This window comes from Buttiauxella gaviniae, assembly GCF_040786275.1.
In the GTDB taxonomy this organism is placed as follows: Bacteria; Pseudomonadota; Gammaproteobacteria; order Enterobacterales; family Enterobacteriaceae; genus Buttiauxella; species Buttiauxella gaviniae_A.
This window is the reverse complement of record NZ_JBFMVT010000001.1, coordinates 19,121-44,076: the sequence shown is the minus strand read 5'-3', so window position 1 is coordinate 44,076 and position 24,956 is coordinate 19,121. Positions and strand designations below refer to the sequence as shown.

Below are 24,956 nucleotides of genomic sequence, written 5' to 3'. Positions count from 1 at the left end.
GTAATAATTTTTTGTATGTTTAAATCTTGCTAATTTATTTGTCACATAACCAATTCTGTTAATTTTGTGATGACCTGAATACTATTGGGTCAAGAAGTTCATCGGTTTAAAACGCCTCAGGAAAAGATCGCAATTATTCAGCAGTCGATGGAGTCGGGAATGTCGGTATCACATGTCGCCCACTTGCATGGCATTCAGCCTAGTCTGCTGTTCAAGTGGATACAAGGCCTGACGATGACCGAAGTGGCGGTGCATGCCGGAGTGTGAAAAGCGACGCTTAATCCACTGGACCTGCCTCGTTATCCAAATACAACTTTGGGGGACGATTTGGTCGCATTGATGGAGCAGGCCGGCAGCTGTGACAACAATTCTGAAATTTTCACCGCAACAAGGGAAATGGCAAGGTCGCAGCCAGATCTATACCGAACCCTATCCGAACGTTGCAGCCTGTTTATTCATGCAGAACTGGCAAAGCTCGCAGCGCGGCGGCACTGTTGCAAAGATCGACGCATTGATAAACTTATCCCCCACTTCAGCAGTCAACACGCTACTCATGTACGTATTTAAAGGCCGGCATTTTCAGCGAGACATCATCCTCTGGGCAGTACGCTGGTACTGCAAATATGGCATCAGCTATCGTGAGCTGCAGGGGATGCTGGCCGAACGCGGCGTGAATGTTGATCACACCACTATTTATCGCTGGGTTCAGCGTTATGCACCCGAAATGGAAAAACGTCTCCGCTGATACTGGCGTCAGCCTTCCGGTTTTTGCTCATGGCATCTGGATGAAAGCTACATCAAAGTGAACGGCAAGTGGGCTTATCTGTACTGCGCAGTCGACAGCAGAGGCTGTACCCTCGATTTTTATCTCTCGCCACGCCGCAACAGTAAAGCCGCATACCGCTTTATGGGAAAGCTCCTGAATAAGACGAAGCGCGGGCAAATTCCCCGGCTGATTAATACCGATAAAGCCCCGACATACGCGCGGGCGCTGGCGTTGCTGAAGCGCGAAGGAAAATGTTCGCCGGATGTGGAGCACCGACAGATAAAGTACCGGAACAACGTGATTGAGTGTGACCCCGGCAAACTGAAATGGATAATCAATGCCACACTGGGGTTCAAATCGATGAAAACGGCGTACGCCACGATTAAGGGCATAGAAGTCATGCGAGCCCTGCGTAAAGGACAGGCTGAGTCATTTTACTTTGGCCATCCCCTGGGCGAAATGCGTCTGGTGAGCAGAGTGTTTGACATTTAAAGCCTTTCAGCAACACCAGAGGCTTCACTGTCACGATCTTTGCAACAGTGCCCTCATGCTGAACTCTTTGAATGAAAATTACGTCACGCAATGACTGCCCTCCACGCTCACGGTATCAAGAAATCAGTCATTGTCCTGTACTGAACAACCTGGGGTCCGCTTGGAAAACGGAATCTATCCGGCGTCTGACGTGTGTCTGCTTCCGGTCAGCAGATCTGCTGAAAAAATTTTTAACTCAACAAAGCTGGCAAAAGAGTGCTCATGAAGAAAACCCGGCCTCTCACGAGCACTTACCCTTTATTATTGGGTGCCTTTTGCTGAGGCAATGAGCATGGTTTTATTTTCAGTCAAATATTCCCGCAGTGTTTTCGCCGGCCTTCCGAGGATATAGGGAATATCGTTCTGAACCATCGACATATAGGACATTCTGCCATCGAGCATCTGGGTGACAAAATCGATGTTTGCACTGGCGTACCAGCTTTCAGCACCTTCGGCAATACGCGACTCAATCAGCTGACGGAATCCCTCAAGCCCCTTGTCTTCACACCTGATTTCAAGCCCGGTCACTTCGCTTAAAAGCGCGGCGATTTCTTCCCCGTTAAAGCTTTCCACGCTCAGCCAGTAATGCTGACCAGCGTGACGTGCAGGTCCGTCAAGGAGTACTTTTTCTGCTACGGCAGCAATGTCCTCGGGTGCAACATAGCCTACCCTGCGATCCCCCCAGTAAGTCGTGTAGGTGAGATTTTTGGGGAGATAAAAGCCGGTGAAGACATTCATGAACATATTCGGATGGAGATGTGTCCAGGCAATACCACTCGCCTCGATATACTTTTCTATCATCTGGTGCCATACAAAGTGGGCGTCGGTGGTATCCCATTCAGCGAACACCCCCACATGAACGATATGGCTCACACCCGCCTTTTTGGCAGCATCCACCAGGGTTTTGCTCTGGGTGAGCATGGCGACGCTATAGCCGGTTAAAAGAAAGATGCGATCAACCCCTGCCATGGCGAGCGCGAAGGTCTCTGGTTTATCAAGATCGAGATAAACGCCATCTTTTCCTTCCCGACGCAGCTGCTCTACCTTGTCTTGCTTACGCGAAGCGATACGAAGATGAACATCTTCGCCGTCCAGTTCGTTGACGATATGGCTGCCGATAGTTCCGGTAGCCCCCAGAACAAGTACGATGGGTTTCTGATTCGTTGTCATGAGTAGAGTACCTTATTCATCACATAAAGAGCGCGCGCGTCAGACGCAAAGCATAGTCAGCGTCGGGGTTTGTGGTGCTGTCGCCAACCCGCTCCATGATTGCCTCGATCGCCAGATCGCGGCGATTCGGCAGGCGGGCCCGCTCGGTGGCGGCCAGGGCAACGGGCAGTTCATCCTGCGTCAGGTCCGTGCAGTAGACTGGCGCTCCGGGCTGCTGACGCCATGACTCGCTGAGCGGTCCCGAATAAACCGCGTCAAGCCCGGTCTCGTCGACTAGCTTCATCGCCACACCGCGTTCCCGCTCGCCGTCGGCCGCCACGGGAATGGCGATCCGTCCTGGCGTTCCATTAGTGACGCCCTTCTGGGCGAAGGAAGCAGAGGTGATGGCGTTCCACGCCTTGGCGATGGGGCGACCAAGCTGCCCGGCAACCCACTCGCTCTCGGTTTGCCCGGCTTCGATGTCGGCGATTTCGCCGTCACGTTTGGGGTAATAGTTAGAAGTGTCGATGACCACGGTGCTGGCAGGTACGCAGGCGAACAGCGGGGCTATCTTCGTAATGGCGCCAAGCGGTGTCGACAGGATCACCACGTCAACATCCGTCACGGCTTCAGCAGAAGTAACGGCCTGCGCGCCGTGGCTCAGGATATCGCCTTTAATAGTGTCAGGGCCGCGCGAATTGGCGACCTTAACGTCATGACCTGCCGCGCTGAGTTTCATCACCAGGGTTTTACCGATGTTGCCTGTGCCCAGTATGCCAATCTTCATGATGTTATCCTCGTTGTGATCAATTGCGGTTCGGGGGGTAAAACGTCAGTCGTGGAACGTCACGCTGGAGTCGACTGGCACGCGATCCATGTAGATTCGGTTGCCGGGCGCTGACTCGTCCGGGTAGCCGAAAGAGATACCAAACAGCAGTTTGAACTCGTCAGAAACGCCGAGGAATTCGCGGATCGGGCCTGCAAAAAAGCCGAGCGCGGTCTGGGGGATGCCACCGAGACCGCGTGCCGCGAGCGACAGCAGGAAGGTCTGGCCATACATACCGATATCACCCGCAACGCGGACGTTGTCGCCAAATGAGGGCATGAACAGGAACGCGACCTGCGGAGCGTTGAAGAACGAGTAGTTCATTGCCCCCACGCGATGCCGGCCTTCTTTGTCCTCGCGCATAACGTTCATGGCGTCGTAATAGGCCTTACCCAGCGCATCGTTACGCTTACGATATTCGCCGTAAAAGTGGTTCTGGTCGAAAGAGAAGTCCGGGGAGAACTCGCCTGCGTCGTTTTTGGCGTGCAAAATCTTTGAAAGCTGCCTGAGCTTCTCGCCGCGAACGATGTGGGTATTCCAGGGCTGCGTATTGCAGTTAGACGGTGCGCTCTGGGCGTCCTCCAGTACCTCACGGATAATGCTTAGCGGCATGGGTTTGTCGAGAAAACCGCGAATAGAGCGGCGCGCGCGGGCAGTCTCTTTAAACGACAGTGTCTTGGATGATGTTTCGGGGGGCACAAGATTCATAGTCATAACGGCTTCCTTTATCTGGACAGTGTTTGAAACCATTTTGCCTGCAGTTTTCTAGCCAACAAGACTATAGTGCGCTAGATAAAATGACGCAAAAATGTTGAAGTTGGTCTTTTTAATCCTGACGTGGTCGACTGAGATCGCGCAGGGTATCGCGCAATGCGATCAGACCCGCTTCGTCGAGTTTACAGGCACTTTTGATCTTCTGACTCACGCTCAGGATGTCTTCCCGAATGCTCTGTGCATGAGAGGTCACATCGACCAGCACGCGTCGTTCATCATTCGGGTCACGAGTACGGGTAACAAACCCAGCGGTTTCGAGGCGTTTGACAAGCGGGGTGATAGTTCCCGTGTCCATGTCGAGACAGGCGCCAAGCGAGCCTACCGACACCGGCGAGCCGTTCAACAGTTCAAGCATCACAAGGTATTGCGGGAACGTCAGACCTAACGGCTCCAGGAAGGGCTTGTGCATCCGGGCCATGCGGTTAGCCGCCCCATAGAGCGCAAAAGACAGCTCCATACCAACGCTACGCGATTTTGTCATCTTGCTCTCAACTGATATCTTCTAGTACACTAGATTATAGCAACGTCAAATATTTTCAAGCGCCGTAACCACCAGGCTGGGCATGTGCTCATCAACATACCGTGCACTACAAGTGGAAGGTGAAAAAACACGGTCAGGAAAAGCGCCGGGTCAGGAGGAAACTGCACCTTGCTGTTGACGCCGGTACTCATGAGGTTATCTGCGCTGACCTGTCTCTGAATAATGTGACTGACACAGAGGCATTCCCGGGACTTATTCGTCAGACCCCTCGGAAAGTTAAGGTCGCTTCTGCCGTTGGCGCTTATGACACAAAACTTTGCCATGACGAGCTGCGGCGAAAAAAATCAAGGCGCTTATCACGCCACGAACCCGGGCGGGTTAGTGGCCGGCGGAGTATGCGGACAGAAATCAGGCGGTGGCGAGGCAGAGGCTTACCGGGAGCAATGCTTACCGGAAATGGAACACGGCTTATAACCGGCGATCGGTGACCGAAACGGCGATGTACCGGGTTAAACAACTGTTCGGTGGGCACCTGACGCTGCGTGACTACGATGCGCAGGTTGGTGAGGCTATGGCCATTATCCGAGCCATAAACAAAATGATGCGTGCAGGGATGCCAGAAAGTGTGCGGATTGCCTGAGAAAGTCAGTGACGGGAGGCGCCTTTATCTAAATCCGATTTATTCAACAAAGCCATTAATAGTACGATTAAATTGGACCATTGCAATAATGGTTAATAAGTGTGCATTAACTTATTAGATATGGCGACAGGTAACTCTTTCCAGTTCGTAAGGTATGCAGGAGACAATAATTCGCAGTTTTTATTAATGTATTTCCTGCAGACCAGCTCCCACACTCTTTCCCTGCCACTGGCATAAGAGGAATGAGTTCTGAGTACTTTGCGTTTGATATATATGGTTACGGGAGATGAGGATGTTATATTTAACTTTATGACAGTCAGTAGAAAAAGAAAAAATCCTCAAGAGTATTGTGAGTTATGATTTATCAAAGCCTTTAACCCGGCACTTCCAGACGTTAGTCTGGAGTGCCCGGTCAGAATAGTTATCCGTTCGTTATTTATGACCTGTCAGGGCTATTTGTTTTTATGGGGATGCTGAGACTTTAAACTTTCATTTATGGAATCTTCCAGTAAAGCCTGTTGTGATGCTGCCCGTGCCGCATTGTCTGCATTCATTTGACGTTGTTGTTCAACCTGATAGCAAGTGTCACGGCTGATCCCTTGCTTTTCACAATCAGCCATGCGTTGAGCAGGACTGACACAGCCAGCCAGAGATGTTACCGCCAGCATTATAAAACTACATTTTAAAAACCGTTTATTAACTTTCAATGTTCACCCCTGGTTCAGCGGAAAAGGTATTGGTGTTAGTATATTTTAAACGCAACCGCATATAAAGATATACTACGCGCTCGTTGAGCGTATATTATCGCATGCGGTTACGTGTAATAAAATGTAACATTTTAGCATTAATGGAGTTTAGTGCTCATTTTCTCTATATTTTGTTGTAAAAGAATAATATTAAGCTGCGAACCTGACATAGGTTTGTGAAAATAATAACCCTGCACAAGTTCAACTCCTGCTTTCTGCGCAATTAAAAGTTCCTCTTTTGTTTCAATACCCTCAACGACTAAATGTTCATGAGTTACATGGCATAATTCAACAACTTTATTGAAAAATTTCACACCATGTTCTGTCTTCATCTGCAATACAAGTGCGCGGTCTAATTTGATTTTATCAAAATTATGTTCGTTTAGATGAGAGATAGAAGAATATCCTGTTCCAAAGTCATCAAGTGCAATTTTAATGTTATTTTTTCTTAGCTCATCGAATATATTAATCGCTTGCGTACTTAAATTCTCATTTTCAGTAATTTCAAACTCTATAAAGCAACCTTCAGGGAACGATTTATTAGCTATCCCTGAAAGAAATATTTTAAACGCATTATCAGAAAGTGTATTTGGTGTGATATTTATGGAAACAGTGAGCCCTTTGAATGAAATCATGTTTTCCTGGATGTGTTTAAGAGTATTTGACAAAACCCAAAAATCCACATCAGATAACATATTCAAGTTTTCATAGTGCTCTAAAAAATAAGGTGGAGTTATTTTACCTTTTTTAGATTTATGCCTTAGCAAAACTTCCACTCCGACAATCTTATTGGTTATGATATTAACCTGAGGTTGGAAAAAGAGAACGAAATCACCACTTCTTTTTAGTCTTTCAATTTCTCTGAAGGATTCTTTTTTTTGATTTTCACTGATTAATCTATCAGTGCTGTTTTTTGCTGTGAAACGTTCCGTTGCATGAGAAACTAATTTTTCTGGAGTAACAGCATCAAAGTTTTCTGTACGACAGTTGTTTTTTTCTAACTTCGAAAAGAAAGGATAGTAGATTAAAACGCCGATTAAAATAATACAAAATTGAAGCAAGACAGCGCCAACAGAACCTTCAGTAGCTAACCATATATTTAATAATGGTGGTGTTGACCATCCAACCATGACACTGATATGAGGCACCAGCCCCAATGCGGTTGCTACGTATGCAATACAGTAAGAAAGAGCGGGGACAATGATAAAAGGGATGAACAGTACTGGATTAAGAACTATGGGTAACCCAAAAATAAGAGGCTCATTAATATTCAGAAGAGAAAGGGGTAATGAAGATCTGATAAGGGCTGCATGTTTCCTTCTTTTAACAAAAAGACATATCACAAGACATAAAGACATCCCTGAACCGCCACAAGAACACCATGTTTCATAAAAAGTAGTGCTCAGTATTGGTAGCGGAACTCCCTGAGTATGCCATAGCTCAAATGCCGTTTTTGTATGTAGATAGGCATCCGTATTGATTTGCTGAAACAAATGGTGGGCGTGAATGCCGAAAAACCATATGAAATCTCTGATGATTTCATTGTATAGTCCATGTTTAAAGTCAGATGGATATATCTCATGGCTTAAATAAGAGAATAATAAAGACGTTTTAAAGAAAACGAACAGGTACATTAATAAAGAAAAAACCACCCAGGATATTATCAGCAATACAAATTTAATGTTAGCCAGGTTAAGAGATATTTTCTTTACATTCCTTTCAAAGTATAAAATGGATTTTTCCAGGGAAATATTTGCAAAAATTGAACAAATAAAAGCATTTGGAATAGTGGTTTCTGTAATAAATGAAATATCAGGATTGGTTATTGCACTTACAATTAAAAATGTAATTAATCCTGCTGAAGTGCATTGCGTTATGGGTAATTTATTTTTTGTTGACCAGTATATAGATGAATATATATTCAATAAGAATGGAATGAATATAAGTAAAGTTGAGTCTATTTTTCCGAGGAGTGTAAATGTATCAGCCTGGCCACACATTTCAGCAATTGCTGATGCAGCAATAATTAAACCTCTAAATATAGAGTAAGGAACTATAGCTACACTGCTTGCTAAAATCGTATTAAACGTTCTACTTTCATATAAAAATGAAAGTATTTTGTTATAGGAACGTTTATTTATTGTTTGCATATTGCCCTTTTTGTCTATCTGGTGAATACTACTTTATTAGTATAATTATTTTAATTTGTTTATGCATGTTTAATTTAAAGTGAATTTTAAAGGCACTGACCAATGGATAGTGTCAGTGTGTAATACTTCTGTACTTTCTGACCCTCCAGTAAAGCGCTATGACACTGTTGCAAGTATAAGTTTCGTCCCGATGTTGTCAGCAAAATACTCCATTACCAGTGGAGACGTTTATCCATTTGAGGAGGGACAACTCTGAACCCGGTGGTAAAGGGCTGCGTGGCCGAGGCTAACATTGCATTCCGCCAGCATTCACTGCAATTCAGGATAGCTCAGGCCGTATTAAAAGTCATAATCCCGCCTCTGGAGTAATATCACTACAGGAATGTCGACTTTTGAAGATGTTCATAATTAACGTCACAGGTGAAAAAATCAGCTAAACTTCGTGGGGATGGCGTTCATTGCTACTATACCGGTTTTTCAGTATGTAATCATAGCTTTGCCGAGTACTCATTTCCCCGTTATCCTTCCAGACTGGTCGTCCCTTCTTATATTTTCTGGTTAGTCTGGCATAGATTCACATGCTCCGCATTTCTGATACTATTTTTTAGCCGATTGAGAGTGTCGAAAACGTGTAATACACGACAAGAGGATCCCTTTAATACTGTCCTGGAACAGAGTGGTTTCATAACATATTTAACACATTATATACTTGAGAATATGTATTTATAGATGCTCATTACATTAATATAAACTTGCAATATTAGCGGGATCACCGATAATACTTCATTCAGATATTCAATGCTCTATAAATAGTAATTATAACTTAAATAACGAACTTGTTAACAGTGCTTGTTAAATATTAACAGGCGTGAAATAGAGTTATGATTTACAGATCAGGTTATTAACCTTATTTTGTGAGAATTTTTACATAATTATTAAGAACATTAAAACATGCTGACACTTAGTTCAAAAAAAGCTCTGACAATAATGGTTACTGTGGTTCTTGCTCCTTTTGTGTTTATATCTATGTATTCGTTTTTTTATATAAAAACAAATACAAAAAACCATTTTAACGAAACGTTATTCAGGTTCACTTCAAATAGCGCACATCATTATATCGAAGTGCCCGTTTTAAAAACAAATACTCTAATAAATTCTTTATCTGGTTTGATGAATAAGCATGATATAGCTGATTATATTTTACCGGGAAAATCAGAACTCGATTTACTGATGCCATTTTTAGTTGATTCGAATAAATCTCTTGCCAGTGTACTTATTTCTGATGACAGGGATAATTACAAAGTTTATCCGCCAATGAAATTGATAAATTATAAGCCCAGCAAGCGGCCGTGGTACCATAGAGAGGGTTTAAAAGATCAGGTTTTTTATTCACAGCCTTACTTATCCGCTAATAATACTTCCGCGAATAACAACTCGCGAAGAGTGATATGTGCCAGTATGAATCTCTTTGGCAGTCATTCTGAATTTATAGGGAACATTTCTTTTGATCTGAATTTCATTTCTATGAGTAATAATATGAAGGGATTGATCACCCCTTACGGTGGCCATTTCAAAGTTGCGGCCATGGATGGTACAGTTATCATGTCACCGGATGTTAAAAACATCTTTTTTACAACTGTCCCTGTTGCATGGATTAAAGAGGCAAAAGGATTTCGCGGATATTTTACCGATAATATAAAGAAAAAAGTTGTTTTTTATCAGACATATCAAAACCCGGACTGGATTGCATTTACAGATGTTGATCTTACGGAATATAATAATTTATTAAATAACTCCTATAAATTCCTCACGTATATTATCCTTGGCTGTATTGGGTGCTATATTTTAATGGCATTAACTTTCAGGGTTTATTTTAAAAAATGGATTAATGTTTTATATGCTAATATTAATGACCATGAGAGTAAAGAATTCCCGAGTAACCTTGAAGGTCTTTGCCTTGGACTCATCAAAAAGAATGAGACACTTAAGCAAGCTGTCCACACTGCCAGTATTGATGCATTAACAAATGTCGGTTCGCGACGGGTTTTTGATGAAAAAATACGTAAACTGACTGAATCGAAATCTTGTTTTCATCTGGCGATGATTGATTTAGATAATTTCAAAAAAATTAATGATACATTCGGGCATCAAATGGGAGATATTGTTTTACAGCAGGTAAGTCAGGCAGGATTAGACCATTTACAAGGAACACATTCTCTTTATCGATTTGGTGGTGAAGAGCTGGTTGCTATTTTTGAGGATATTACATTTTCCGAATGCTATGAAATTATTGATAACTGGCGAGATACCATCAGTTGCAAGAAATGGCGTGAGCAAATCCTGTCAGTTACCTTTAGCTGTGGAATAGCCCGTTCGGAGGATTATGGAACCATGGAAGAAATTATCGCTGCAGCCGATAGGTCACTGTATCAGGCGAAACGTGCCGGTAAAAATTGCGTTTACCCACCCTTAAACTAATCTGTCCCGGGATGCACTATTCCTTTATGCCACGGATGTATTCGTGAGATTTCTTCTTTTCACTCCACATGTTGTATTACCCGATTTACAGCAGGTTTTTTTCATTTCCACGATGACTGAACCTGCGTCACAACACGGGACATGAGACTACCGGATATAATTCATAGCAGTTAATACAAGCTGCTGTTTCCGGGGATCTGATATTTCCGGTTTCTGTCATTTCCGGCAACCGCGGCCGCCCCGGGGATTTTCGCGGCATTCCCCAGGATGTTGTGCCATCCCCTCATCTTTACCCCATCATCCAGGCAAAAAGGATCGTCACAGGATCCTTTTGCGATCCTGCCCGCTATTTTTATTTTTCCGTTTTCTGGTATATTTACAAAACTAGGAAAACTGCCGATCCGGTCGCCGCGAGTTTTTTCAGTGGCGAAGCGGTGCCCCGGGGGCGAAAATAGCGGCATATTTTCACCAGATTGCGCTACGTGAATTCTTTTCGTTTTTGTGGGGCAAACCCCTGCAGAATTTACGTAGCGCAACCTTTGCCATGAGGTGTTATGTCTTTACATCCTGTCACGATGAATGCCCCGCTTCAGCCCGGTGGTCCGTCCCTGGATTACGGTCGCGCGATCGCCCTGCGGCGTATGGCCCTGCACTACACCGAACTGCCGAAATATCTGCTGGCACCGGAAGTGGCTGCCCTGCTCCACTATCTGCCGGACTGGACACAGCACGGACTCATCAACACCCTGTGGAACACCGGCGCGCGGATTAATGAAGCGCTGGCGTTAAGGAGGCGGGATTTCAGACTGAATGATGACATTCCGCATGTGGTGATCCGCACCGCCAAGCAGCGACGTACCGGCGGTGGGCGCCCACAGAAAGGCAAATCAGCCAACCGGGTGGTGGTGCTGTCTGATGCGGATTATGTCCGTGAGATGCGCAATCTGTTTGCGAGTACGAAAGAGAAGTTTGATATCGATACGCTAACGGGGGAAAAACGCGCCATGCCGGTGTGGAGTGTCACGGACCGGACGGTGAGGAACTGGTTGAAAGGGGCAGTGAATGAGGCTTCGCGTGATGGTGTCACCTTCACGGTGGAGATCTCCCCGCACACGTTTCGCCACAGTTTTGCGATGCACCTGCTCTATGGCCACACCCCACCAAAGGTGCTGCAGTCTCTGATGGGGCATGAAAAGTATGAGAGTACCGAGGTATATACGAAGGTGTTTGCGCTTGATGTGGCCGCCAGTCAGAACGTAATGTTCACCCTGCCGGTGGGTGATGCCCTGCAGCTGCTGCGCGATAACCGCTGAGCATCAGGAGGTTCAGCGAAACGTGGATTATTTCAGGCGCTCATCAAAGCGGAAATCCACGGTGACGGCGTCCCGGACAATACTCGCGTATGCAGCATGAGCCGGATTAAGCAGGTAATTATATTCAACTGGTGACAGCGCGCTGGGAATGCGCAGGGCTAACGCTTCACCACTTCGTACCCACTGATCGCCAATGTCAGCCAGTGCCGAAGGGGCTTCGGACGCCGCCCAGCTCGGCGGCAGGTTTTCTCTTTCAATGATCTGAATAAGCTCATCCGGTACGTCAACTGACAGCAGAGTGAAGGAATCGAGCAGATTTGCGGCATGCAGATGCACCAGAGTCTCGAGCATGGTCAACGAGGCGGCTTCCGAGGTGTACACCATGGCGGTGCCCACACTGTTCCAGCGGCCACCCGCTTCTTTGGCGCCCTGACCGGTCCAGGTGGTCATCAGGTAACGGGTTTTGGTCAGACGCCAGAGTTTCAGGAGTACACCCCGTGCTCAATCCGGGCGATCAGTTTCATCACTTCCCAGGCACCGGATTCAGAAGCCAGTAAATCGGCGGGTTTTTTCCAGCCCAGCGCGCGGCTGGGTTCATTGAGCCATTGCTGTGCCGCCACTTTATCGCCTTCAAACAAATCCACCGCCTTATCCAGCACGCGGATGAATCGTACCAGACGTTCGCTTTGTGCCGGGCTGAAACGGGTCTTGCTGTTACGGTTAAACGTGGTGCCGGGGATCCCGGTCATACGGCGTAAATCGGCCTGGGTGATGTGCGCCCAGGAGACGATGCGGCTGGCCACTTCGCCTTCCAGCCCTTTATCAATCTCATCAACCAGCATGAGACTGTCGGACACGTTCAGTCCGACATATTTCCACAAATTGTCTGGTTCGTGAGCCGGTGTTGTGGGGGTAAAAACTTTCATGTGCACCTCCGGATGGTATTTTAATTATAACCATATGGAGGTGTGGCGGGCAAATTATGCACGAATATAGTGTGTATGGGAAAGACCTGAAGTTGCGGGCTAGCCCTCAAGGGGCGGCAACTGGAGGGGGCGTGCAAGAATAGAAAAGAGAAGTTTTCCGTTATCCTCTTCTTTCATTGAGACTTTTATCGGTGTCAGCGAGTTGATTTTCTCAATGGCAGGCAGCAAAAAGGTACGCTTCATCTCGGCAAAGTTAGCGCGCTGAGAGTCCGGAAGTTCATAACGGTCGGCAAGCCAGGCCGCTGATGTGATCCAGATCCCCGAAGAACGGTACTGGCAAAGACTTTCATACAAACGTATCACGCGAACGGAATTGATCCGCCCACAATCCAGTAATGTATAAGTGGTGAACTGGCTGGTCAGCCCTGTCAGATACGGCATGACCTTCGGGTTGATCTCGATGTTCCACTGTCCCCTGCCACGTTTCAGACCTGCTTCAGCAAGCCAGGGGCGACGGACTTCCTCATATTCCCCTTCTGACGGGAAAAAGGTGACCTGACGGTTCCCCAGTTCATCGATGCCTTTACGGACATCGGTACTGGCCGTTGCTTGGCTGACCTTAAAATAGCGCTGGTAATCTGCAACCTTCACAGTAAAAACACCAGGGTGTTCCTGTTGATAGTAGGTCTGCATCAGACAAAGCCACAGCACCCGTTTTGCCTGCAATGGCAGATAGTATGCAGCTTCTGTCAGCTCATTAGACTGAGAAATTTTTAAGGCATTATGGGGCTTCGATTCGGCGATATGCGTCATTTTGCAGGTGTCCATGCCAGTTATGGGATGTTTTTCCTCTTCCCATAGTGGCAGATACCCGCCGACCGTCAAGGTCTTCTTTAGCTATTTCCCACAAATTTGTGAAGCTGAAATTAACTTCAGGTGTTTCCCATACATACTTTGGCTGTTTCCCACAATAACTTTATCTGTTTCCCACATCATCTTCATGTCTTCCCCATAATAACCTAGGCTGTTTCCCACACTACATGCTCCACAGGGCCCGTGGTTAAAGACTTCTGGGTGGTCTAAAAAGCTTTTAAAAAGAAAAAAAGAATAAAACTCTTTAAAAAAAGGCTGTGGATACACGCATAACTATGGGAAATGGCTAAAGTTGGCGGGGTGAAGAGGAAGATTATGGGAAACACCTAAAGAAAGAGGATATTGTGAGCATAAAACAACCTCTATGGGAAACAGCTAAAGTTTGACGGTGATATATGAACAGATTGAGTGACCGTGCTCTTTTCAATATCGATGATATTGCGCTTCCTCGCTTTGACAGACTTCGCTAGTCAAAGACTGCGGCTAGCGCTGCGCCTTTACGCATGATTTTTCTGACAAATAACACCTTCTTTCTACGGTTTATAAACGACCACTTTGCAATAATTCGGAAGCTTTGCGTTATTTCTGTTGCTTTGCATTAAATTCCAAGATTTAATTAATTATTGCAAAGTTAAACGACAAAGGACTTATGACATGGGATTAATGGATACTCTCGACCAGTGCATTTTCGCTGGACATGAAATGACAAGGGCGATCGCCGTTGCTCAGTTTAATGATGACAGTCCGGAAGCTCGTAAAATTACGCGTCGTTGGCGCATTGGAGAGGCGTCAGATCTGGTGGGAGTATCATCACAGGCAATTCGTGATGCAGAGAAAAGTGGCAGGCTTCCTCACCCTGACCTGGAGATGCGCGGTCGTGTAGAGCAACGTGCCGGATACACGATTGAGCAAATCAATCATATGCGTGACGTCTTTAATACACGTCTGCGTCGACCAGAAAATACCCTTCCTCCTGTTGTAGGTGTAGCGGCACATAAAGGTGGAGTGTATAAAACCTCGGTTTCTGTCCACCTTGCACAACACCTTGCATTAAAAGGTCTGCGAGTTTTGTTAGTTGAAGGGAATGACCCACAGGGGACCGCATCGATGTATCACGGCTGGGTGCCGGATCTTCATATTCATGCAGACGATACGTTACTGCCGTTCTATCTCGGTGAACGCGACGATGCCAGCTATGCGGTGAAACCAACATGCTGGCCGGGCCTCGATATCATTCCTTCCTGCCTGGCGCTTCATCGGATTGAAACAGAAATGATGGGACGTTACGACGAAGGGAAACTTCCAACAGATCCCCATATGATGTTGCGTCTTGCCATCGAGACGGTCGCGCATGATTATGATGTCGTTGTTATCGACAGCGCACCGAACCTGGGTATCGGGACAATCAATGTGGTTTGTGCTGCAGATGTTCTGATAGTTCCTACGCCAGCAGAGCTGTTTGATTACACTTCCGCACTACAATTTTTCGACATGCTACGTGACTTGCTTAAGAACGTTGACCTGAAAGGGTTTGAACCTGATGTGCGTATCCTGTTGACCAAGTACAGCAATAATAATGGATCTCAGTCTCCGTGGATGGAAGAACAAATTCGCGATGCATGGGGCAGCATGGTTTTAAAAAACGTGGTTCGTGAGACGGATGAAGTGGGAAAAGGGCAAATTCGTATGCGTACTGTGTTTGAACAGGCTATCGACCAACGCTCATCAACTGGAGCATGGAGAAATGCACTGGCCATCTGGGAACCGGTATGTACGGAGATATTTGATCGCCTGATTAAACCTCACTGGGAGGTCAGATAATGAAACGTGCGCCAGTTATTCCAAAAGTGGTCACATCTCCCGCGCACCAGTATGCCTCTGAGACGCCCGCGGCTCCGGTCGTTGATTCTCTGATTACGCGAGTCAGTGCGATGGCCAGAGGTAATACGATTACCTTACCGGTATGTGGGCGTAATGTCAGATTCACGCTGGAAACAATTCCTGGAGACAAAATTGAATCGGAATCAAAAGTCTGGGCCAATAATGAACGTGACCAGTCGCTACTGACGGAGGAGTCACTGGATGACCTGGTTCCTTCCTTCCTTGTTTCAGGGCAACAAAATCCGGCGTTCGGTAGAAAAGTTGCAGATGTCATAGAAGTTGCTGATGGCAGCAGACGCCGAATGACAGCAATACTCACCGCTTGTGATTTCCGGGTTCTGGTGGGCGACCTGGATGATGAACAGATGGATTCGTTAAGTAAGCTAGGGAATGATTATCGACCTACCAGTGCTTATGAACGTGGTCATCGTTATATCAAACGGCTGAATAACGAATTTAGTGGCAATATTTCTGCTCTTTCTGAGGCAGAAAATATTTCCCGTAAAATCATTTCCCGCTGCATGAATACAGCGAAATTACCGAGAGAACTAGTGGCTCTGTTCTCCCATCCAGGTGAATTATCTGCAAGGTCCGGAGATGTGTTATCGAAATTTTTTGCTAGTCATGAAGCTGAACTACTGACTCATATTGAACGACTTTCGCAACGCAAAGCGGCCGGTGAAAGACTGGATACGGAAGAAATTATTAATGAATTGAATGCTGCAAAAACAACACCAGGTTCAACCCGGTCACAAACAACCAAACGGCAATATGCACCTGGTGCTGTAAGCACAGTTAAAGGCAACCAGTTTATTCTCAGCTTAGATACCTCTGTGCTATCTGTAGATATTGTGGAGCGTATCGAAGCAGTTCTGCTTGAACTTGAATCTTCCAGTAAGTAGTTTCCATAACTTCCTCTAACTGGGACCACTGTTCCAACCTGCTAACTGGGACCACGGTCCCAACCTGCTAACTGGGACCACGGTCCCAACCTGCTAACTGGGACCACGGTCCCAACCTGCTAACTGGGACCACGGTGCCAACCTGCTAACTGGGACCACGGTCCCAACCTGCTAACTGGGACCACGGTCCCAACCTGCTAACTGGGACTACGGTCCCAACCTGCTAACTGGGACCACGGTCCCAACCTGTTAACTGGGACCACGGTCCCAACCGGCAACCGGGACAATTCGGGAATTTGCTAAATGAGATGTGAGTTATTTGAAATGAGATATTACGTTTGCGAAATGTCGGCACCGATCATCGGATAGCCGCCACCGGAATTTCAGACCACCGCGTTGTATAGGCAGGTGAAAGCATTTCTCGTTTCATCTGCCACTCAGGGGCGATACCACGCCCTGCGAACCAGACCTTTCCCAGTCCTGAATGATTAATCGAATCCAGCGCTTTCATCAGCTGCTCACTGTGAGCACGTGGTAGTATCTCATCAAACAGGTTGAGTTGAGACACACCCGTCGGTGTGAAATCATTCAGCATCACGCCAGCCTTAGCATAACGGTATCCATCGAGCCAAATCCTGTCGAGCGACTTCACGGCAGCGGCAATAATGTCACGGGTATCTCGAGTTGGATTCATCAGCTTTTCGCTCGCTACGTTACCGTAATAGGTTTCGTTAACAGCAAAGGGTGACGTTTTTACAAACACTGCGATGTGTCGACAATACTGGCGTTCACCCCGTAATTTTTCAGCTGCCCGCTCAGCGTACTGACATATCGCCTGCCGCAGTGCATCGTAAGTTGTGATCCGTTCTCCGAACGAGCGGCTGCACACGATTTGTTGTTTTGGGGGCGGAGTCTCTTCAAGCGAAATACACGGCTCGCCATTCAGCTCCCGAACTGTCCTCTCGAGAACGACGCTGAAGTTCCGTCGGATAAAGGCCGGACTGCTCTGCGCCAGTTGAAGGGCCGTGGTGATCCCCATGGCATGTAGTTTTTTAGTCAGCCGATTGCCCACGCCCCAGACTTCCCCGACGGGCTGAAGAGAAAGCAATTTAGCCGTTCTCTGTCTGTTTCCAGGGGACAGCGCCAGCACACCATGAAACTGTGGCCACTCTTTAGAACCCCATTGTGCTGATTTTGCTAAAGTCTTTGAAATTCCCATTCCGACCCCTATGGTCAGTCCGGTACCATTTTTGACATGCTCACGCAGCTGCCTGCCGAAATCTTCAAAATCAATACAGTTGTCGATGCCGCGAATATCCAGGAACATTTCATCGATACTGTACTGTTCGACGCGAGGAGCCAGTTCCTCCAGATGAGACATGACTCGGTTGCTCATGCTCGCATAGAGCTCATAATTACTCGAAAAGATATGAAGCTTTTCCGGCAGTTGCATCTGCCTGAGCTGGAACCACGGCATCCCCATTTTTATCCCTAGCCGCTTCGCTTCAGCCGAGCGGGCAATCACACACCCGTCGTTATTGCTGAGCACGGCTACCGGTTTCCCTCGCAGGTCTGGCCGGAAGACCTTTTCACAACTGGCATAGAATGCGTTCACATCCGCCAGGGCAAACATCAGTCACCACTCCGCGTTTTGTGCACAAAGGCCATCACTACGCCGAAAATCTCAAGTTGTTCCGGGTCGGGGTATAAGGTGGGAAAGGCGGGATTCATCGCCTGCAGGGCTGGCCGGGGTTTGAGTAACAGACGTTTTACCGTAAATTCCCCCTCTATTTCCGCAATAACAATATCACCGTGTTGTGCCCGTTCCGCCTTGTCCACAACCATCAAATCACCATCATTAAGCCCGATATCTGTCATTGAGCTGCCAATTGCCCGGACAAAGAAAGTCGATCCTTTTCTGCGAATGCAGTACTCATTCAAATCAAGTTCTGCTTCAACATAATCCTGAGCAGGAGAGGGGAAGCCGGCAGCACAACGCTCTGTAAAGAGCGGAAGCCTGACAATGTCTGGGGTTGTGGCTGAAGGAATGAAGCGCAACATAAACGAACTCCGGTAAATATAACTGTTTTTATATACAGTATTATTTACTGTTTCTTCACGGTTGCAAGCGTTATGCCCCCTCTTTCTGGTAGTTTCCTGTTTTGTCGTGAAAAATAGTTGGATGACTTATCCACATTTTCAGGGGATAACTCTGTGTGATTCCTTGTAGATCCGCTATGGCGATTTATCGATCGGCTCAATCAGCCCGGCCCCCTGATTTTTGACATTACCCACAGCCCGAGTGACGGCATGCCACGTAAACTCATCTACCGGCACACTTCCTTCCCGCGCTATTTCTTCTGCTTCCTGGCTTGTCGTCTCCTGCCGTAGCCAGCGTCTGGCGGCTGATGGCGTCAGTGTCAGAGGACGACGATCATGAATATCAATGAGACCTTTATCGGCGGCTGCGGTGACAATAACAAAACCTTCGTGTTCATCTCCTCGCTCAAACGGGGGATGGCCAATAGCGGCGAAGAGAAGTGGATGCCGGTCCTCTCGATATATCAGGTAAGGTTGTTTAGTTCCTCCTTCATTTTTCCATTCATACCAGGCATCAGCAAAAACGATTGCCCGTCCATGTGTCCATAACGGTTTAAACATCCTGCTCGTTGCGGCAGTTTCAACCCGTGCATTGATGAGGGGTTGTTTACCCCACCACGCTGGCGCAAAAGACCAGACCACCGGATCGAGATGCAGAATGTTATCCCGTTCATTGAGCAGCAGAACTTTCGTACCGGGTGCGACATTGTATCGGCCGAGGGGTTCTGGATCGTAGGGGATATCCCGCTCGGACTCGTCAGCAAGCCAGCTAAGATATTCTTCGCGTGTGTTGTACTGCGTGAATCTTCCGCACATATTGCCTCCGCACAGTGGTCTTCTAAGGATAGATGAGCACTGCAGAAGGAACATGAGAAACGGATGTCGCTGCGCTCCGCTATGATTATTTAGAAAACCTGTTGCGATGGAAAATGCAGGCTGGCCATACCTCACTCAGGCAAGGCAGAGAAGTGACAAAAATCACCCAACTCCGTCTTCAGGCCCGCAGATCTTATCAAACATCTGGTTCTGGTCAGCGCTCTGAATACAGGCACAAAATTCCCCGGAGGGTAAAATATGGCTCAGTTCAGGAACGTGGTTGAGACAATCGTTACCGGTTTGCTCAGGAAGAGCGGTGTACCGGATAACCAGCTGCGTGAACAGATGAAAAAAACGGGAAGGGCAATGATTATCGCCAGTGTCCTGATGATTGTGCCACTGCTGGTATTTGATAGTTTGCCGCTTATCGTAAAAATCCTTCTTCAGGTGAGCTATGCCGTTCTGTTATGCCTGGGAGCCATGCTGGCGTTCGATGAAAAAACTCACCGGGATAACAGCCAGAGCTGAAAGTCGTTTCGCCCGATATCGTCAGGCCGTCACGGACGTTTGTTTAGTTCTGACCGGCCATCGTGTCACCCCGAAGTCCTGACCTCCCTGTTTTATACCACCATTCACGGCCCTCTCCGGGCCTGATGAATCCAGAAGGAAGTCGGTTTCCTCCGCTGTTTATGCCGTGGCGCTGATCGCTTCACGGCCAGTGGTGAACGCCGTGCCTTCACGCTAACCCGGCCGCTGCGGCCACAAGGGTTCGCTGACCGCCGTCATCCTCACCCGTTCTCGCCATAAACGGCGCATTCAGCCCGTTTATGTCTGCGCTGCGGCTTCCGGTGACGCCCTTGTGTCCTCCGCTTTCCGCCGGGTTTTTGTGGCGGCACGGCGCAACAGGGTGCCGTCTATCAGAGAGGAGAAAGGTTATGTCGCGTTTTATTCTGGGTGACTGCGTGCAGGTAATGTCCCGTTTTCCGGCACGGGCAGTGGATTTTATTCTGACCGATCCGCCATACCTGGTCGGCTACAAAGACCGCACTGGCCGCACGCTGGCCGGGGACAATAGCAGTGAATGGCTGCAACCGGCATGTAATGAGATGTACCGCGTGCTTAAAAACGACAGCCTGATGGTCAGCTTCTACGGCTGGAACCGCGCCGACATGTTTATCAGCGCCTGGAAAGCCGCCGGTTTCCGCATGGTCGGACACCTGGTGTTCGCCAAAACCTACGCATCGAAATCAACGTTTGTCGGCTATACCCACGAAAATGCGTACCTGCTGGCGAAAGGCCGCCCGCAGACGCCGGACAACCCGATATCCGATGTGATCCCGTGGAAATATACCGGCAACCGCCACCATCCGACGGAAAAACCCGTCGCCAGTCTGTATCCCCTGATTGAGTCATTTACCCGGCCGGGCGGCATTGTCCTTGATCCGTTCGCCGGCTCCGGCTCCACCTGTGTCGCCGCCGCCGAAACCGGCCGCCGGTATATCGGTATCGAGCTGATGGAGCAGTACCACGCAGCCGGAGTGAGCCGGCTGGCACAGGTACAACGTGCCGTCAGAATGCCGGCAGCTAACGACGGCACGTTTTTACCGGAGGCAGCATGAATTACCCCGGGCTGGAGACGTTGCGCGCCGACGTGGCCGCGCTTTCAAACGGTATGTGTGATCTCCGCACGACGTTGAACCGGATGGAATCGCAGTACCGCTATGACGCCGCGAGCCTGGCAGAGAGAATGGCGTCACAGACACTGCGACGTATTAACGCGCTGTTTCTGGAGGCTTATCGGGAGGCGCTTGTGCTGGATGAAGCATTCCAGGACTGAATCAGGACGCCGGGCGTTGCCCGGCATGACAAACCCATAAGAGAGAATAACGATGTTTGGAACCCGCGAAGAATTATGCCTGGAACTGGAAAGAATGTTCACCCCGGATGAGCCGCTGGCGCTGTTAATCTGGACGGAAGAAGGCGTATACACTGCCTGCCACCACGATAAACCCACTGATGAGGAAGTTATGCTCCTTCTGGAAACGATCGGCTCAGTGGATATGGAGTGTTACAGAGAAGAAGGGGTCACAAATAAGGGTATCCGTGAGGTCCTTATGACGCTGCGGGAAGACGACGGGAGATGTATCAGCGTCCCGGCATCGGTTCTTGAACGTCTGCTGAAAAAACTGGAACGCGATCTGATACGTGAAGAGGGCATATTCTGGGATAACGGGCGTAATACGTCTGACCAGCATAAACACACGATGAACGATGTGCAGACGCTAAAAGCACGGCTTGCGGCCTGAAAATATGCCGGGGAAACCCGGCTATTTACCCGTAAGGTGGTGAGTGGCCATGTCATCTGTCAGCCCGCGCTAAAACCCCGGCAGGCGGGCGCCTGCGGGTAACAAGGCGTGATGCGCCTGCGGCGCAGACGGCAATGTTACCCCTCATAGTGGATGCAGGCGGGGACTGAACGGTACAGGGGTAACAGGCTTCGATATGGCAGTCATGGCGTATGTGCAGAGCAATCATTCACTGATGAAAGGACCCAGTAAGCCGCTTAAATAGCAGGTTTTAATGACGATAAACTGTGGTTTTACTGTTTTTATCAGCCAGACGGGTGAGTTAAAAATAAGCCATGACATCGCCGTTTCAACCGGTTTTTTAGTGGGCAGGGCGCTGAAGATAACAGTGGTTATTTCCGGATCATGTTGTTCAGCAAACGGCGTTGTGACCTGAAAATACGCACTTCCCTCCTTTCTGGCCCCCTTCGGCTCTCCGTCCGTTCCGGCCGGGTCGTCAGCCCCGCTCCGGCAGGCGGCGGAAAATCCGCCGCCAGTCTCCACCGAACCCCTGCGGGTTTCAGGCTTGCGCCAGGGTCTGATGGCAACGGCCAGGTCAACCCCTGCTGCGGGCCTGCGGCCCACGCCTTCACCACGCTGGCGATAAATCGCCTGCGCTCTGAGGGGCGGAACGGCTGTCGCTGTCGCCCACGCCGTCCCGCGTTTGTGCCCTGTTTCACCTCCGTCGTGGTGGGTGAGCTTCCGTGAGTTATTCCGACCGTCGCTGTGCATTTGACCACATTCCGTCGCTCCTTCTGACAAGGCTGAAATGAACGCCTGCGGCGGCCTTGCCAGCGCGCCTGAATGTGGTCCGGGCCAGTGTGCGACGGCGAATACTCACAAAAGCATCACTTTAACCCCATAAGGAGAATCAAAACATGTCACAACAAAACGTCCAGGGCGCGACAACGAAGCCTACAAATGCATCTGATGAAAACCACGGGCTGACATACCGGGCGACCTATTCCCCGGACGATAACAAACTGCGTCTTTATACTTCTCGCCGTCTCGATAAAGAGACTTATGCCCGGGTCAGCGCGGCGGGCTTTAAGTGGGCACCGAAGCAGGATCTTTTCGTTGCCCCGGCCTGGACGCCCGGGCGTGAAGATTTATTGATGTCTCTGGCCGGGGATATTGAGGATGAGGACAGTACCCTGTTTGAGCGCCAGGAAGAACGCGCGGAACGCTTCAGCGGCTACAGCGAAAAACGCGCCACCGAATCACAGCAGACACTGAATGCAGTGGATGCGCTCTCTTCTGCCATCCCTTTCGGGCAACCCATCCTTGTGGGCCATCACAGCGAACGCCGTGCACGAAATGATGCGAAGAAAATTGAAAACGGGATGAAACGCGCCGTCATGCTGTTTGAGCGGGCTGGATACTGGGAGGACAGGGCGGCTGCATCTATCCGGCATGCCCGTTATAAAGAGCGTTCAGATGTGCGCTATCGTCGTATTAAAAAAATTGAGGCAGACCTGCGTAAGTCAGAAAAGACCATCAATGATAGCGAAAAACGCCTGAAACTCTGGCGCTCTGAGAACCTCGATTTAAACATGGCGATGGCGGTGAGTAATTACGAGCATATCTCCTGCTCTTTTCCTCTGGAGAAGTATCCACGTCCGGCCGATAAAAGCCAGTATGAGGGGTATATGGGCCTCTATTCGGCAATGAAAGAGGACATTATCACGGCGCAGCAGGCCCGCGATATTGCCGTATCCTGGCATGAACGCACGATCCGCCACCAACAGCGCTGGGCAGCACATTACCGCAACCGCCTGAGCTACGAGCGCGCGATGCTGGAGGAAAACGGCGGGGTGTTCACACGCACTCAGGATTTTCGTCCAGGCGGCAGGGTGCTCAGCCGTGGGGAATGGCTGACCATTATCCGCGTGAATAAAAGTCGGGGTGAAGTCACTTCAGTGGTCACGCCGGGGTACACCTTTATGGGGTATCCCGACAGAACAATGAACCTGACCATTGACCGTATTACCGATTATCAGGCGCCTTCGCAGGAAGAGGCGACCGCCGCAACATCAGCGACAAAACGCCCCCCGATCGTTAACTACCCGGGTGACGGATTTATCACGATGACAAAGGCCCAGTGGGCTGAAAAACACCGGGATTATAAAAGCGTCCGCGCCGTGGCGGCCGGTGATACCCACGGCGCGTATCGTTTCCGCCGGGCAATGGATAACGCTTACAGCCTGTCAAATGTGTACATCACTGATCTGAAAATCGTCGAAATTCCTGCCCTGTAAATAACGGCTCCCCGGCTCAGGGCCGGGGAGCTGCGGAGAAGATGAAAAATGCATAGCGCTCTGAAACAACGTATTGAAATGATGCGCGGACGGATCGAGGGACGCGCCCCGGTGGCAGAGGTACACGCCAGCGCACAGCTGTTTGTTTCTCCCGATCCGGTTTGTGCCCGTCTGGTCTCACTCGCGGGGATCGGTGACAGTGACATTATTCTCGAGCCGAACGCCGGAACCGGCGCCATTCTGAGGGCGGTGCGGGCTGTGGCTCCGGGGGCAATGAGTGACGCTGTTGAGCTCAATGCCGGGCTGTGTCAGTACCTCAGAAATGAATTTGAAGGTGTGGCGGTGACGTGCTGTGATTTCCTGCAATATGTCCCCGGGAAGCGTTACACCCGAATTATCATGAATCCGCCATTCGGACACGCCCAGGATATTAAGCATATCCGGCATGCCTTCACCCTGCTGGCACCGGGCGGCGTACTGACCGCCGTTTGTCTGAACGGCCCCCGGCAGGAAAGTGCACTGAAAGCGCAGTCAGATATCTGGGAGCCGCTACCGCGAGGGACGTTTACCTGTACGGATGTTTCAACGGTGATTATACGTCTGGTTGCAGACTGATATTCTCGCCCGGTGCGGAGGTTGGGTCGGGCAACCTCTGCACGTTCAGCCCGGAAAAGACCGCGCGCCTGCGGCGCCGGGAAGAACGGCGCTGACGCGCCGCCCATCCTCCTGCGCGTGATAACCTGGTCAGTGAACAGTTGATGAGAGCCCTGACGCTGTTCCGTCGTGCCACTGTGGCTGTTTCTCTTCCCTTTCATTTTCCTGTTTCCTTTCTTCATCTTTTTCATTCAACGATGACGCTTCCCTTGTGATGGTAATGAAAAACACAGCAGGGCAATGGCCCCCTTCGGCTCTCCGTCCGTTCCGGCCGGGTCGTCAGCCCTACTCCGACGGGCAGCTGCACGGCAGCGGCCAGTCTCCGGCCGAATCCCTGGCGGGGTTCG

The 24,956-nt window shown here is 49.0% G+C and carries 26 protein-coding genes and 2 pseudogenes; 14 read left to right on the top strand and 14 right to left on the bottom strand.

What is annotated here, in order from left to right; all coding sequences use genetic code 11:
* Window positions 1-78 precede the first annotated feature (78 nt).
* Both AB1E22_RS00280 and AB1E22_RS00275 read left to right on the top strand, forming a co-directional pair.
* Window positions 79-219 (top strand): annotated as a pseudogene (locus AB1E22_RS00280) (transposase); the annotation flags it as partial.
* A gap of 334 nt (window positions 220-553) precedes the next feature.
* A pseudogene (locus AB1E22_RS00275) lies at window positions 554-1,258 on the top strand (IS6 family transposase).
* A gap of 300 nt (window positions 1,259-1,558) precedes the next feature.
* On the opposite strand, the gene AB1E22_RS00270 reads toward AB1E22_RS00275, so the two are convergent.
* The 4 genes from AB1E22_RS00270 to AB1E22_RS00255 all read right to left on the bottom strand — a co-directional run bounded on the left by AB1E22_RS00270 (window position 1,559) and on the right by AB1E22_RS00255 (window position 4,527).
* Complete coding sequence (locus AB1E22_RS00270; protein WP_367593547.1) at window positions 1,559-2,467, bottom strand: NmrA family NAD(P)-binding protein; 909 nt, start codon at window positions 2,465-2,467, stop codon at window positions 1,559-1,561.
* 19 nt (window positions 2,468-2,486) lie between these two features.
* On the bottom strand, window positions 2,487-3,233 hold the full coding sequence (locus AB1E22_RS00265) for an NADPH-dependent F420 reductase (RefSeq protein ID WP_367593546.1): 747 nt from the start codon (window positions 3,231-3,233) through the stop codon (window positions 2,487-2,489).
* 45 nt (window positions 3,234-3,278) lie between these two features.
* A complete protein-coding gene (locus tag AB1E22_RS00260) occupies window positions 3,279-3,986 on the bottom strand; it encodes a nitroreductase (RefSeq protein ID WP_367593545.1) in 708 nt (235 codons plus the stop codon).
* A gap of 112 nt (window positions 3,987-4,098) precedes the next feature.
* A complete protein-coding gene (locus tag AB1E22_RS00255; protein WP_367593544.1) occupies window positions 4,099-4,527 on the bottom strand; it encodes a MarR family winged helix-turn-helix transcriptional regulator in 429 nt (142 codons plus the stop codon).
* Between the two features lie 101 nt (window positions 4,528-4,628).
* Between AB1E22_RS00255 and AB1E22_RS00250 the strand changes: the two genes are divergently transcribed.
* A complete protein-coding gene (locus tag AB1E22_RS00250) occupies window positions 4,629-5,015 on the top strand; it encodes a transposase (RefSeq protein WP_367593543.1) in 387 nt (128 codons plus the stop codon).
* A complete protein-coding gene (locus AB1E22_RS00245; RefSeq protein WP_367593542.1) occupies window positions 5,012-5,167 on the top strand; it encodes a hypothetical protein in 156 nt (51 codons plus the stop codon). The genes AB1E22_RS00250 and AB1E22_RS00245 overlap by 4 nt, the downstream gene beginning before the upstream one ends.
* 452 nt (window positions 5,168-5,619) lie before the next feature.
* On the opposite strand, the gene AB1E22_RS21785 is transcribed toward AB1E22_RS00245, so the two are convergent.
* Entirely contained in the window at window positions 5,620-5,874 is a 255-nt protein-coding gene (locus tag AB1E22_RS21785; RefSeq protein ID WP_437178361.1) for a hypothetical protein, read from the bottom strand.
* Window positions 5,875-6,011: 137 nt separating this feature from the next.
* Window positions 6,012-8,063, bottom strand: coding sequence for an EAL domain-containing protein (locus AB1E22_RS00235; protein ID WP_367593541.1), 2,052 nt, complete (start codon window positions 8,061-8,063; stop codon window positions 6,012-6,014).
* 951 nt (window positions 8,064-9,014) lie between these two features.
* Between AB1E22_RS00235 and AB1E22_RS00230 the strand changes: the two genes are divergently transcribed.
* A complete protein-coding gene (locus AB1E22_RS00230) occupies window positions 9,015-10,541 on the top strand; it encodes a sensor domain-containing diguanylate cyclase (protein ID WP_367593540.1) in 1,527 nt (508 codons plus the stop codon).
* Window positions 10,542-10,711: 170 nt separating this feature from the next.
* Here AB1E22_RS00230 and AB1E22_RS00225 read toward each other — a convergent pair whose 3' ends face one another.
* The gene (locus tag AB1E22_RS00225) at window positions 10,712-11,002 is read right to left on the bottom strand and encodes a hypothetical protein (RefSeq protein WP_367593539.1); all 291 of its coding nucleotides are present in this window, start codon (window positions 11,000-11,002) and stop codon (window positions 10,712-10,714) included.
* Between the two features lie 93 nt (window positions 11,003-11,095).
* Between AB1E22_RS00225 and AB1E22_RS00220 the strand changes: the two genes are divergently transcribed.
* Window positions 11,096-11,854, top strand: a complete 759-nt coding sequence (locus AB1E22_RS00220) for a tyrosine-type recombinase/integrase (RefSeq protein ID WP_367593538.1) — start codon at window positions 11,096-11,098, stop codon at window positions 11,852-11,854.
* 27 nt (window positions 11,855-11,881) lie between these two features.
* Here the strand turns inward: AB1E22_RS00220 and AB1E22_RS00215 are convergent, their stop codons facing one another.
* The 3 genes from AB1E22_RS00215 to AB1E22_RS00205 all read right to left on the bottom strand — a co-directional run bounded on the left by AB1E22_RS00215 (window position 11,882) and on the right by AB1E22_RS00205 (window position 13,608).
* On the bottom strand, window positions 11,882-12,340 hold the full coding sequence (locus AB1E22_RS00215; protein ID WP_367593598.1) for an RES family NAD+ phosphorylase: 459 nt from the start codon (window positions 12,338-12,340) through the stop codon (window positions 11,882-11,884).
* On the bottom strand, window positions 12,337-12,780 hold the full coding sequence (parS, locus tag AB1E22_RS00210; protein ID WP_367593537.1) for a type II RES/Xre toxin-antitoxin system antitoxin: 444 nt from the start codon (window positions 12,778-12,780) through the stop codon (window positions 12,337-12,339). The genes AB1E22_RS00215 and parS overlap by 4 nt, the downstream gene beginning before the upstream one ends.
* 99 nt (window positions 12,781-12,879) lie before the next feature.
* The gene (locus tag AB1E22_RS00205) at window positions 12,880-13,608 is read right to left on the bottom strand and encodes a replication initiation protein (RefSeq protein ID WP_437178362.1); all 729 of its coding nucleotides are present in this window, start codon (window positions 13,606-13,608) and stop codon (window positions 12,880-12,882) included.
* A gap of 699 nt (window positions 13,609-14,307) precedes the next feature.
* Between AB1E22_RS00205 and sopA the strand changes: the two genes are divergently transcribed.
* Together sopA and AB1E22_RS00195 are read left to right on the top strand one after the other, a co-directional pair.
* Window positions 14,308-15,474 carry a plasmid-partitioning protein SopA gene (sopA, locus tag AB1E22_RS00200; protein ID WP_367593535.1) on the top strand — a complete coding sequence of 389 codons (1,167 nt, stop codon included), beginning with the start codon at window positions 14,308-14,310 and terminating at the stop codon, window positions 15,472-15,474.
* Window positions 15,474-16,436: a ParB/RepB/Spo0J family plasmid partition protein gene (locus AB1E22_RS00195; protein WP_367593534.1), complete on the top strand. Its 963-nt coding sequence runs from the start codon at window positions 15,474-15,476 to the stop codon at window positions 16,434-16,436. The genes sopA and AB1E22_RS00195 overlap by 1 nt, the downstream gene beginning before the upstream one ends.
* Window positions 16,437-16,794: 358 nt before the next feature.
* On the opposite strand, the gene AB1E22_RS00190 is transcribed toward AB1E22_RS00195, so the two are convergent.
* The 3 genes from AB1E22_RS00190 to AB1E22_RS00180 all read right to left on the bottom strand — a co-directional run bounded on the left by AB1E22_RS00190 (window position 16,795) and on the right by AB1E22_RS00180 (window position 19,352).
* Complete coding sequence (locus AB1E22_RS00190; protein WP_367593533.1) at window positions 16,795-18,069, bottom strand: Y-family DNA polymerase; 1,275 nt, start codon at window positions 18,067-18,069, stop codon at window positions 16,795-16,797.
* Window positions 18,069-18,497 (bottom strand): translesion error-prone DNA polymerase V autoproteolytic subunit, encoded by a 429-nt coding sequence (umuD, locus tag AB1E22_RS00185; protein WP_437178360.1) that lies wholly within the window; start codon window positions 18,495-18,497, stop codon window positions 18,069-18,071. The genes AB1E22_RS00190 and umuD overlap by 1 nt, the downstream gene beginning before the upstream one ends.
* 174 nt (window positions 18,498-18,671) lie before the next feature.
* On the bottom strand, window positions 18,672-19,352 hold the full coding sequence (locus AB1E22_RS00180; protein WP_367593532.1) for an SOS response-associated peptidase family protein: 681 nt from the start codon (window positions 19,350-19,352) through the stop codon (window positions 18,672-18,674).
* A 258-nt stretch (window positions 19,353-19,610) separates the two neighbouring features.
* On the opposite strand from AB1E22_RS00180, the gene AB1E22_RS00175 reads away from it, so the two are divergent.
* From AB1E22_RS00175 to AB1E22_RS00160, 4 genes are all read left to right on the top strand, one after another.
* The gene (locus AB1E22_RS00175) at window positions 19,611-19,880 is read left to right on the top strand and encodes a hypothetical protein (protein WP_367593531.1); all 270 of its coding nucleotides are present in this window, start codon (window positions 19,611-19,613) and stop codon (window positions 19,878-19,880) included.
* Window positions 19,881-20,287: 407 nt separating this feature from the next.
* Window positions 20,288-20,971 carry a DNA methylase gene (locus tag AB1E22_RS00170; RefSeq protein ID WP_367593530.1) on the top strand — a complete coding sequence of 228 codons (684 nt, stop codon included), beginning with the start codon at window positions 20,288-20,290 and terminating at the stop codon, window positions 20,969-20,971.
* Window positions 20,968-21,189 (top strand): hypothetical protein, encoded by a 222-nt coding sequence (locus tag AB1E22_RS00165; protein WP_034500233.1) that lies wholly within the window; start codon window positions 20,968-20,970, stop codon window positions 21,187-21,189. The genes AB1E22_RS00170 and AB1E22_RS00165 overlap by 4 nt, the downstream gene beginning before the upstream one ends.
* A gap of 52 nt (window positions 21,190-21,241) precedes the next feature.
* Complete coding sequence (locus AB1E22_RS00160) at window positions 21,242-21,658, top strand: DUF1380 family protein (protein WP_367593529.1); 417 nt, start codon at window positions 21,242-21,244, stop codon at window positions 21,656-21,658.
* 225 nt (window positions 21,659-21,883) lie between these two features.
* On the opposite strand, the gene AB1E22_RS00155 is transcribed toward AB1E22_RS00160, so the two are convergent.
* Entirely contained in the window at window positions 21,884-22,429 is a 546-nt protein-coding gene (locus tag AB1E22_RS00155) for a hypothetical protein (RefSeq protein WP_367593528.1), read from the bottom strand.
* A gap of 146 nt (window positions 22,430-22,575) precedes the next feature.
* Here AB1E22_RS00155 and AB1E22_RS00150 point away from each other — a divergent pair, with 146 nt between their 5' ends.
* Window positions 22,576-23,955 (top strand): DUF3560 domain-containing protein, encoded by a 1,380-nt coding sequence (locus tag AB1E22_RS00150; RefSeq protein WP_367593527.1) that lies wholly within the window; start codon window positions 22,576-22,578, stop codon window positions 23,953-23,955.
* A gap of 48 nt (window positions 23,956-24,003) precedes the next feature.
* Window positions 24,004-24,570 (top strand): class I SAM-dependent methyltransferase, encoded by a 567-nt coding sequence (locus AB1E22_RS00145; protein ID WP_367593526.1) that lies wholly within the window; start codon window positions 24,004-24,006, stop codon window positions 24,568-24,570.
* Window positions 24,571-24,956 lie beyond the last annotated feature (386 nt).

What these genes read in the sequence shown, in the direction of transcription:
- AB1E22_RS00270 (WP_367593547.1), bottom strand. Translation starts at nt 2,467, where the DNA reads ATGACAACGAATCAGAAACCCATCGTACTTGTTCTGGGGGCTACCGGA.
- AB1E22_RS00265 (WP_367593546.1), bottom strand. Translation starts at nt 3,233, where the DNA reads ATGAAGATTGGCATACTGGGCACAGGCAACATCGGTAAAACCCTGGTG.
- AB1E22_RS00260 (WP_367593545.1), bottom strand. Translation starts at nt 3,986, where the DNA reads ATGACTATGAATCTTGTGCCCCCCGAAACATCATCCAAGACACTGTCG.
- AB1E22_RS00255 (WP_367593544.1), bottom strand. Translation starts at nt 4,527, where the DNA reads ATGACAAAATCGCGTAGCGTTGGTATGGAGCTGTCTTTTGCGCTCTAT.
- AB1E22_RS00235 (WP_367593541.1), bottom strand. Translation starts at nt 8,063, where the DNA reads ATGCAAACAATAAATAAACGTTCCTATAACAAAATACTTTCATTTTTA.
- AB1E22_RS00230 (WP_367593540.1), top strand. Translation starts at nt 9,015, where the DNA reads ATGCTGACACTTAGTTCAAAAAAAGCTCTGACAATAATGGTTACTGTG.
- AB1E22_RS00225 (WP_367593539.1), bottom strand. Translation starts at nt 11,002, where the DNA reads ATGCCGCTATTTTCGCCCCCGGGGCACCGCTTCGCCACTGAAAAAACT.
- AB1E22_RS00220 (WP_367593538.1), top strand. Translation starts at nt 11,096, where the DNA reads ATGTCTTTACATCCTGTCACGATGAATGCCCCGCTTCAGCCCGGTGGT.
- parS (WP_367593537.1), bottom strand. Translation starts at nt 12,780, where the DNA reads ATGAAAGTTTTTACCCCCACAACACCGGCTCACGAACCAGACAATTTG.
- AB1E22_RS00205 (WP_437178362.1), bottom strand. Translation starts at nt 13,608, where the DNA reads ATGGACACCTGCAAAATGACGCATATCGCCGAATCGAAGCCCCATAAT.
- sopA (WP_367593535.1), top strand. Translation starts at nt 14,308, where the DNA reads ATGGGATTAATGGATACTCTCGACCAGTGCATTTTCGCTGGACATGAA.
- AB1E22_RS00195 (WP_367593534.1), top strand. Translation starts at nt 15,474, where the DNA reads ATGAAACGTGCGCCAGTTATTCCAAAAGTGGTCACATCTCCCGCGCAC.
- AB1E22_RS00190 (WP_367593533.1), bottom strand. Translation starts at nt 18,069, where the DNA reads ATGTTTGCCCTGGCGGATGTGAACGCATTCTATGCCAGTTGTGAAAAG.
- umuD (WP_437178360.1), bottom strand. Translation starts at nt 18,497, where the DNA reads ATGTTGCGCTTCATTCCTTCAGCCACAACCCCAGACATTGTCAGGCTT.
- AB1E22_RS00180 (WP_367593532.1), bottom strand. Translation starts at nt 19,352, where the DNA reads ATGTGCGGAAGATTCACGCAGTACAACACACGCGAAGAATATCTTAGC.
- AB1E22_RS00175 (WP_367593531.1), top strand. Translation starts at nt 19,611, where the DNA reads ATGGCTCAGTTCAGGAACGTGGTTGAGACAATCGTTACCGGTTTGCTC.
- AB1E22_RS00170 (WP_367593530.1), top strand. Translation starts at nt 20,288, where the DNA reads ATGTCGCGTTTTATTCTGGGTGACTGCGTGCAGGTAATGTCCCGTTTT.
- AB1E22_RS00165 (WP_034500233.1), top strand. Translation starts at nt 20,968, where the DNA reads ATGAATTACCCCGGGCTGGAGACGTTGCGCGCCGACGTGGCCGCGCTT.
- AB1E22_RS00160 (WP_367593529.1), top strand. Translation starts at nt 21,242, where the DNA reads ATGTTTGGAACCCGCGAAGAATTATGCCTGGAACTGGAAAGAATGTTC.
- AB1E22_RS00155 (WP_367593528.1), bottom strand. Translation starts at nt 22,429, where the DNA reads ATGCACAGCGACGGTCGGAATAACTCACGGAAGCTCACCCACCACGAC.
- AB1E22_RS00150 (WP_367593527.1), top strand. Translation starts at nt 22,576, where the DNA reads ATGTCACAACAAAACGTCCAGGGCGCGACAACGAAGCCTACAAATGCA.
- AB1E22_RS00145 (WP_367593526.1), top strand. Translation starts at nt 24,004, where the DNA reads ATGCATAGCGCTCTGAAACAACGTATTGAAATGATGCGCGGACGGATC.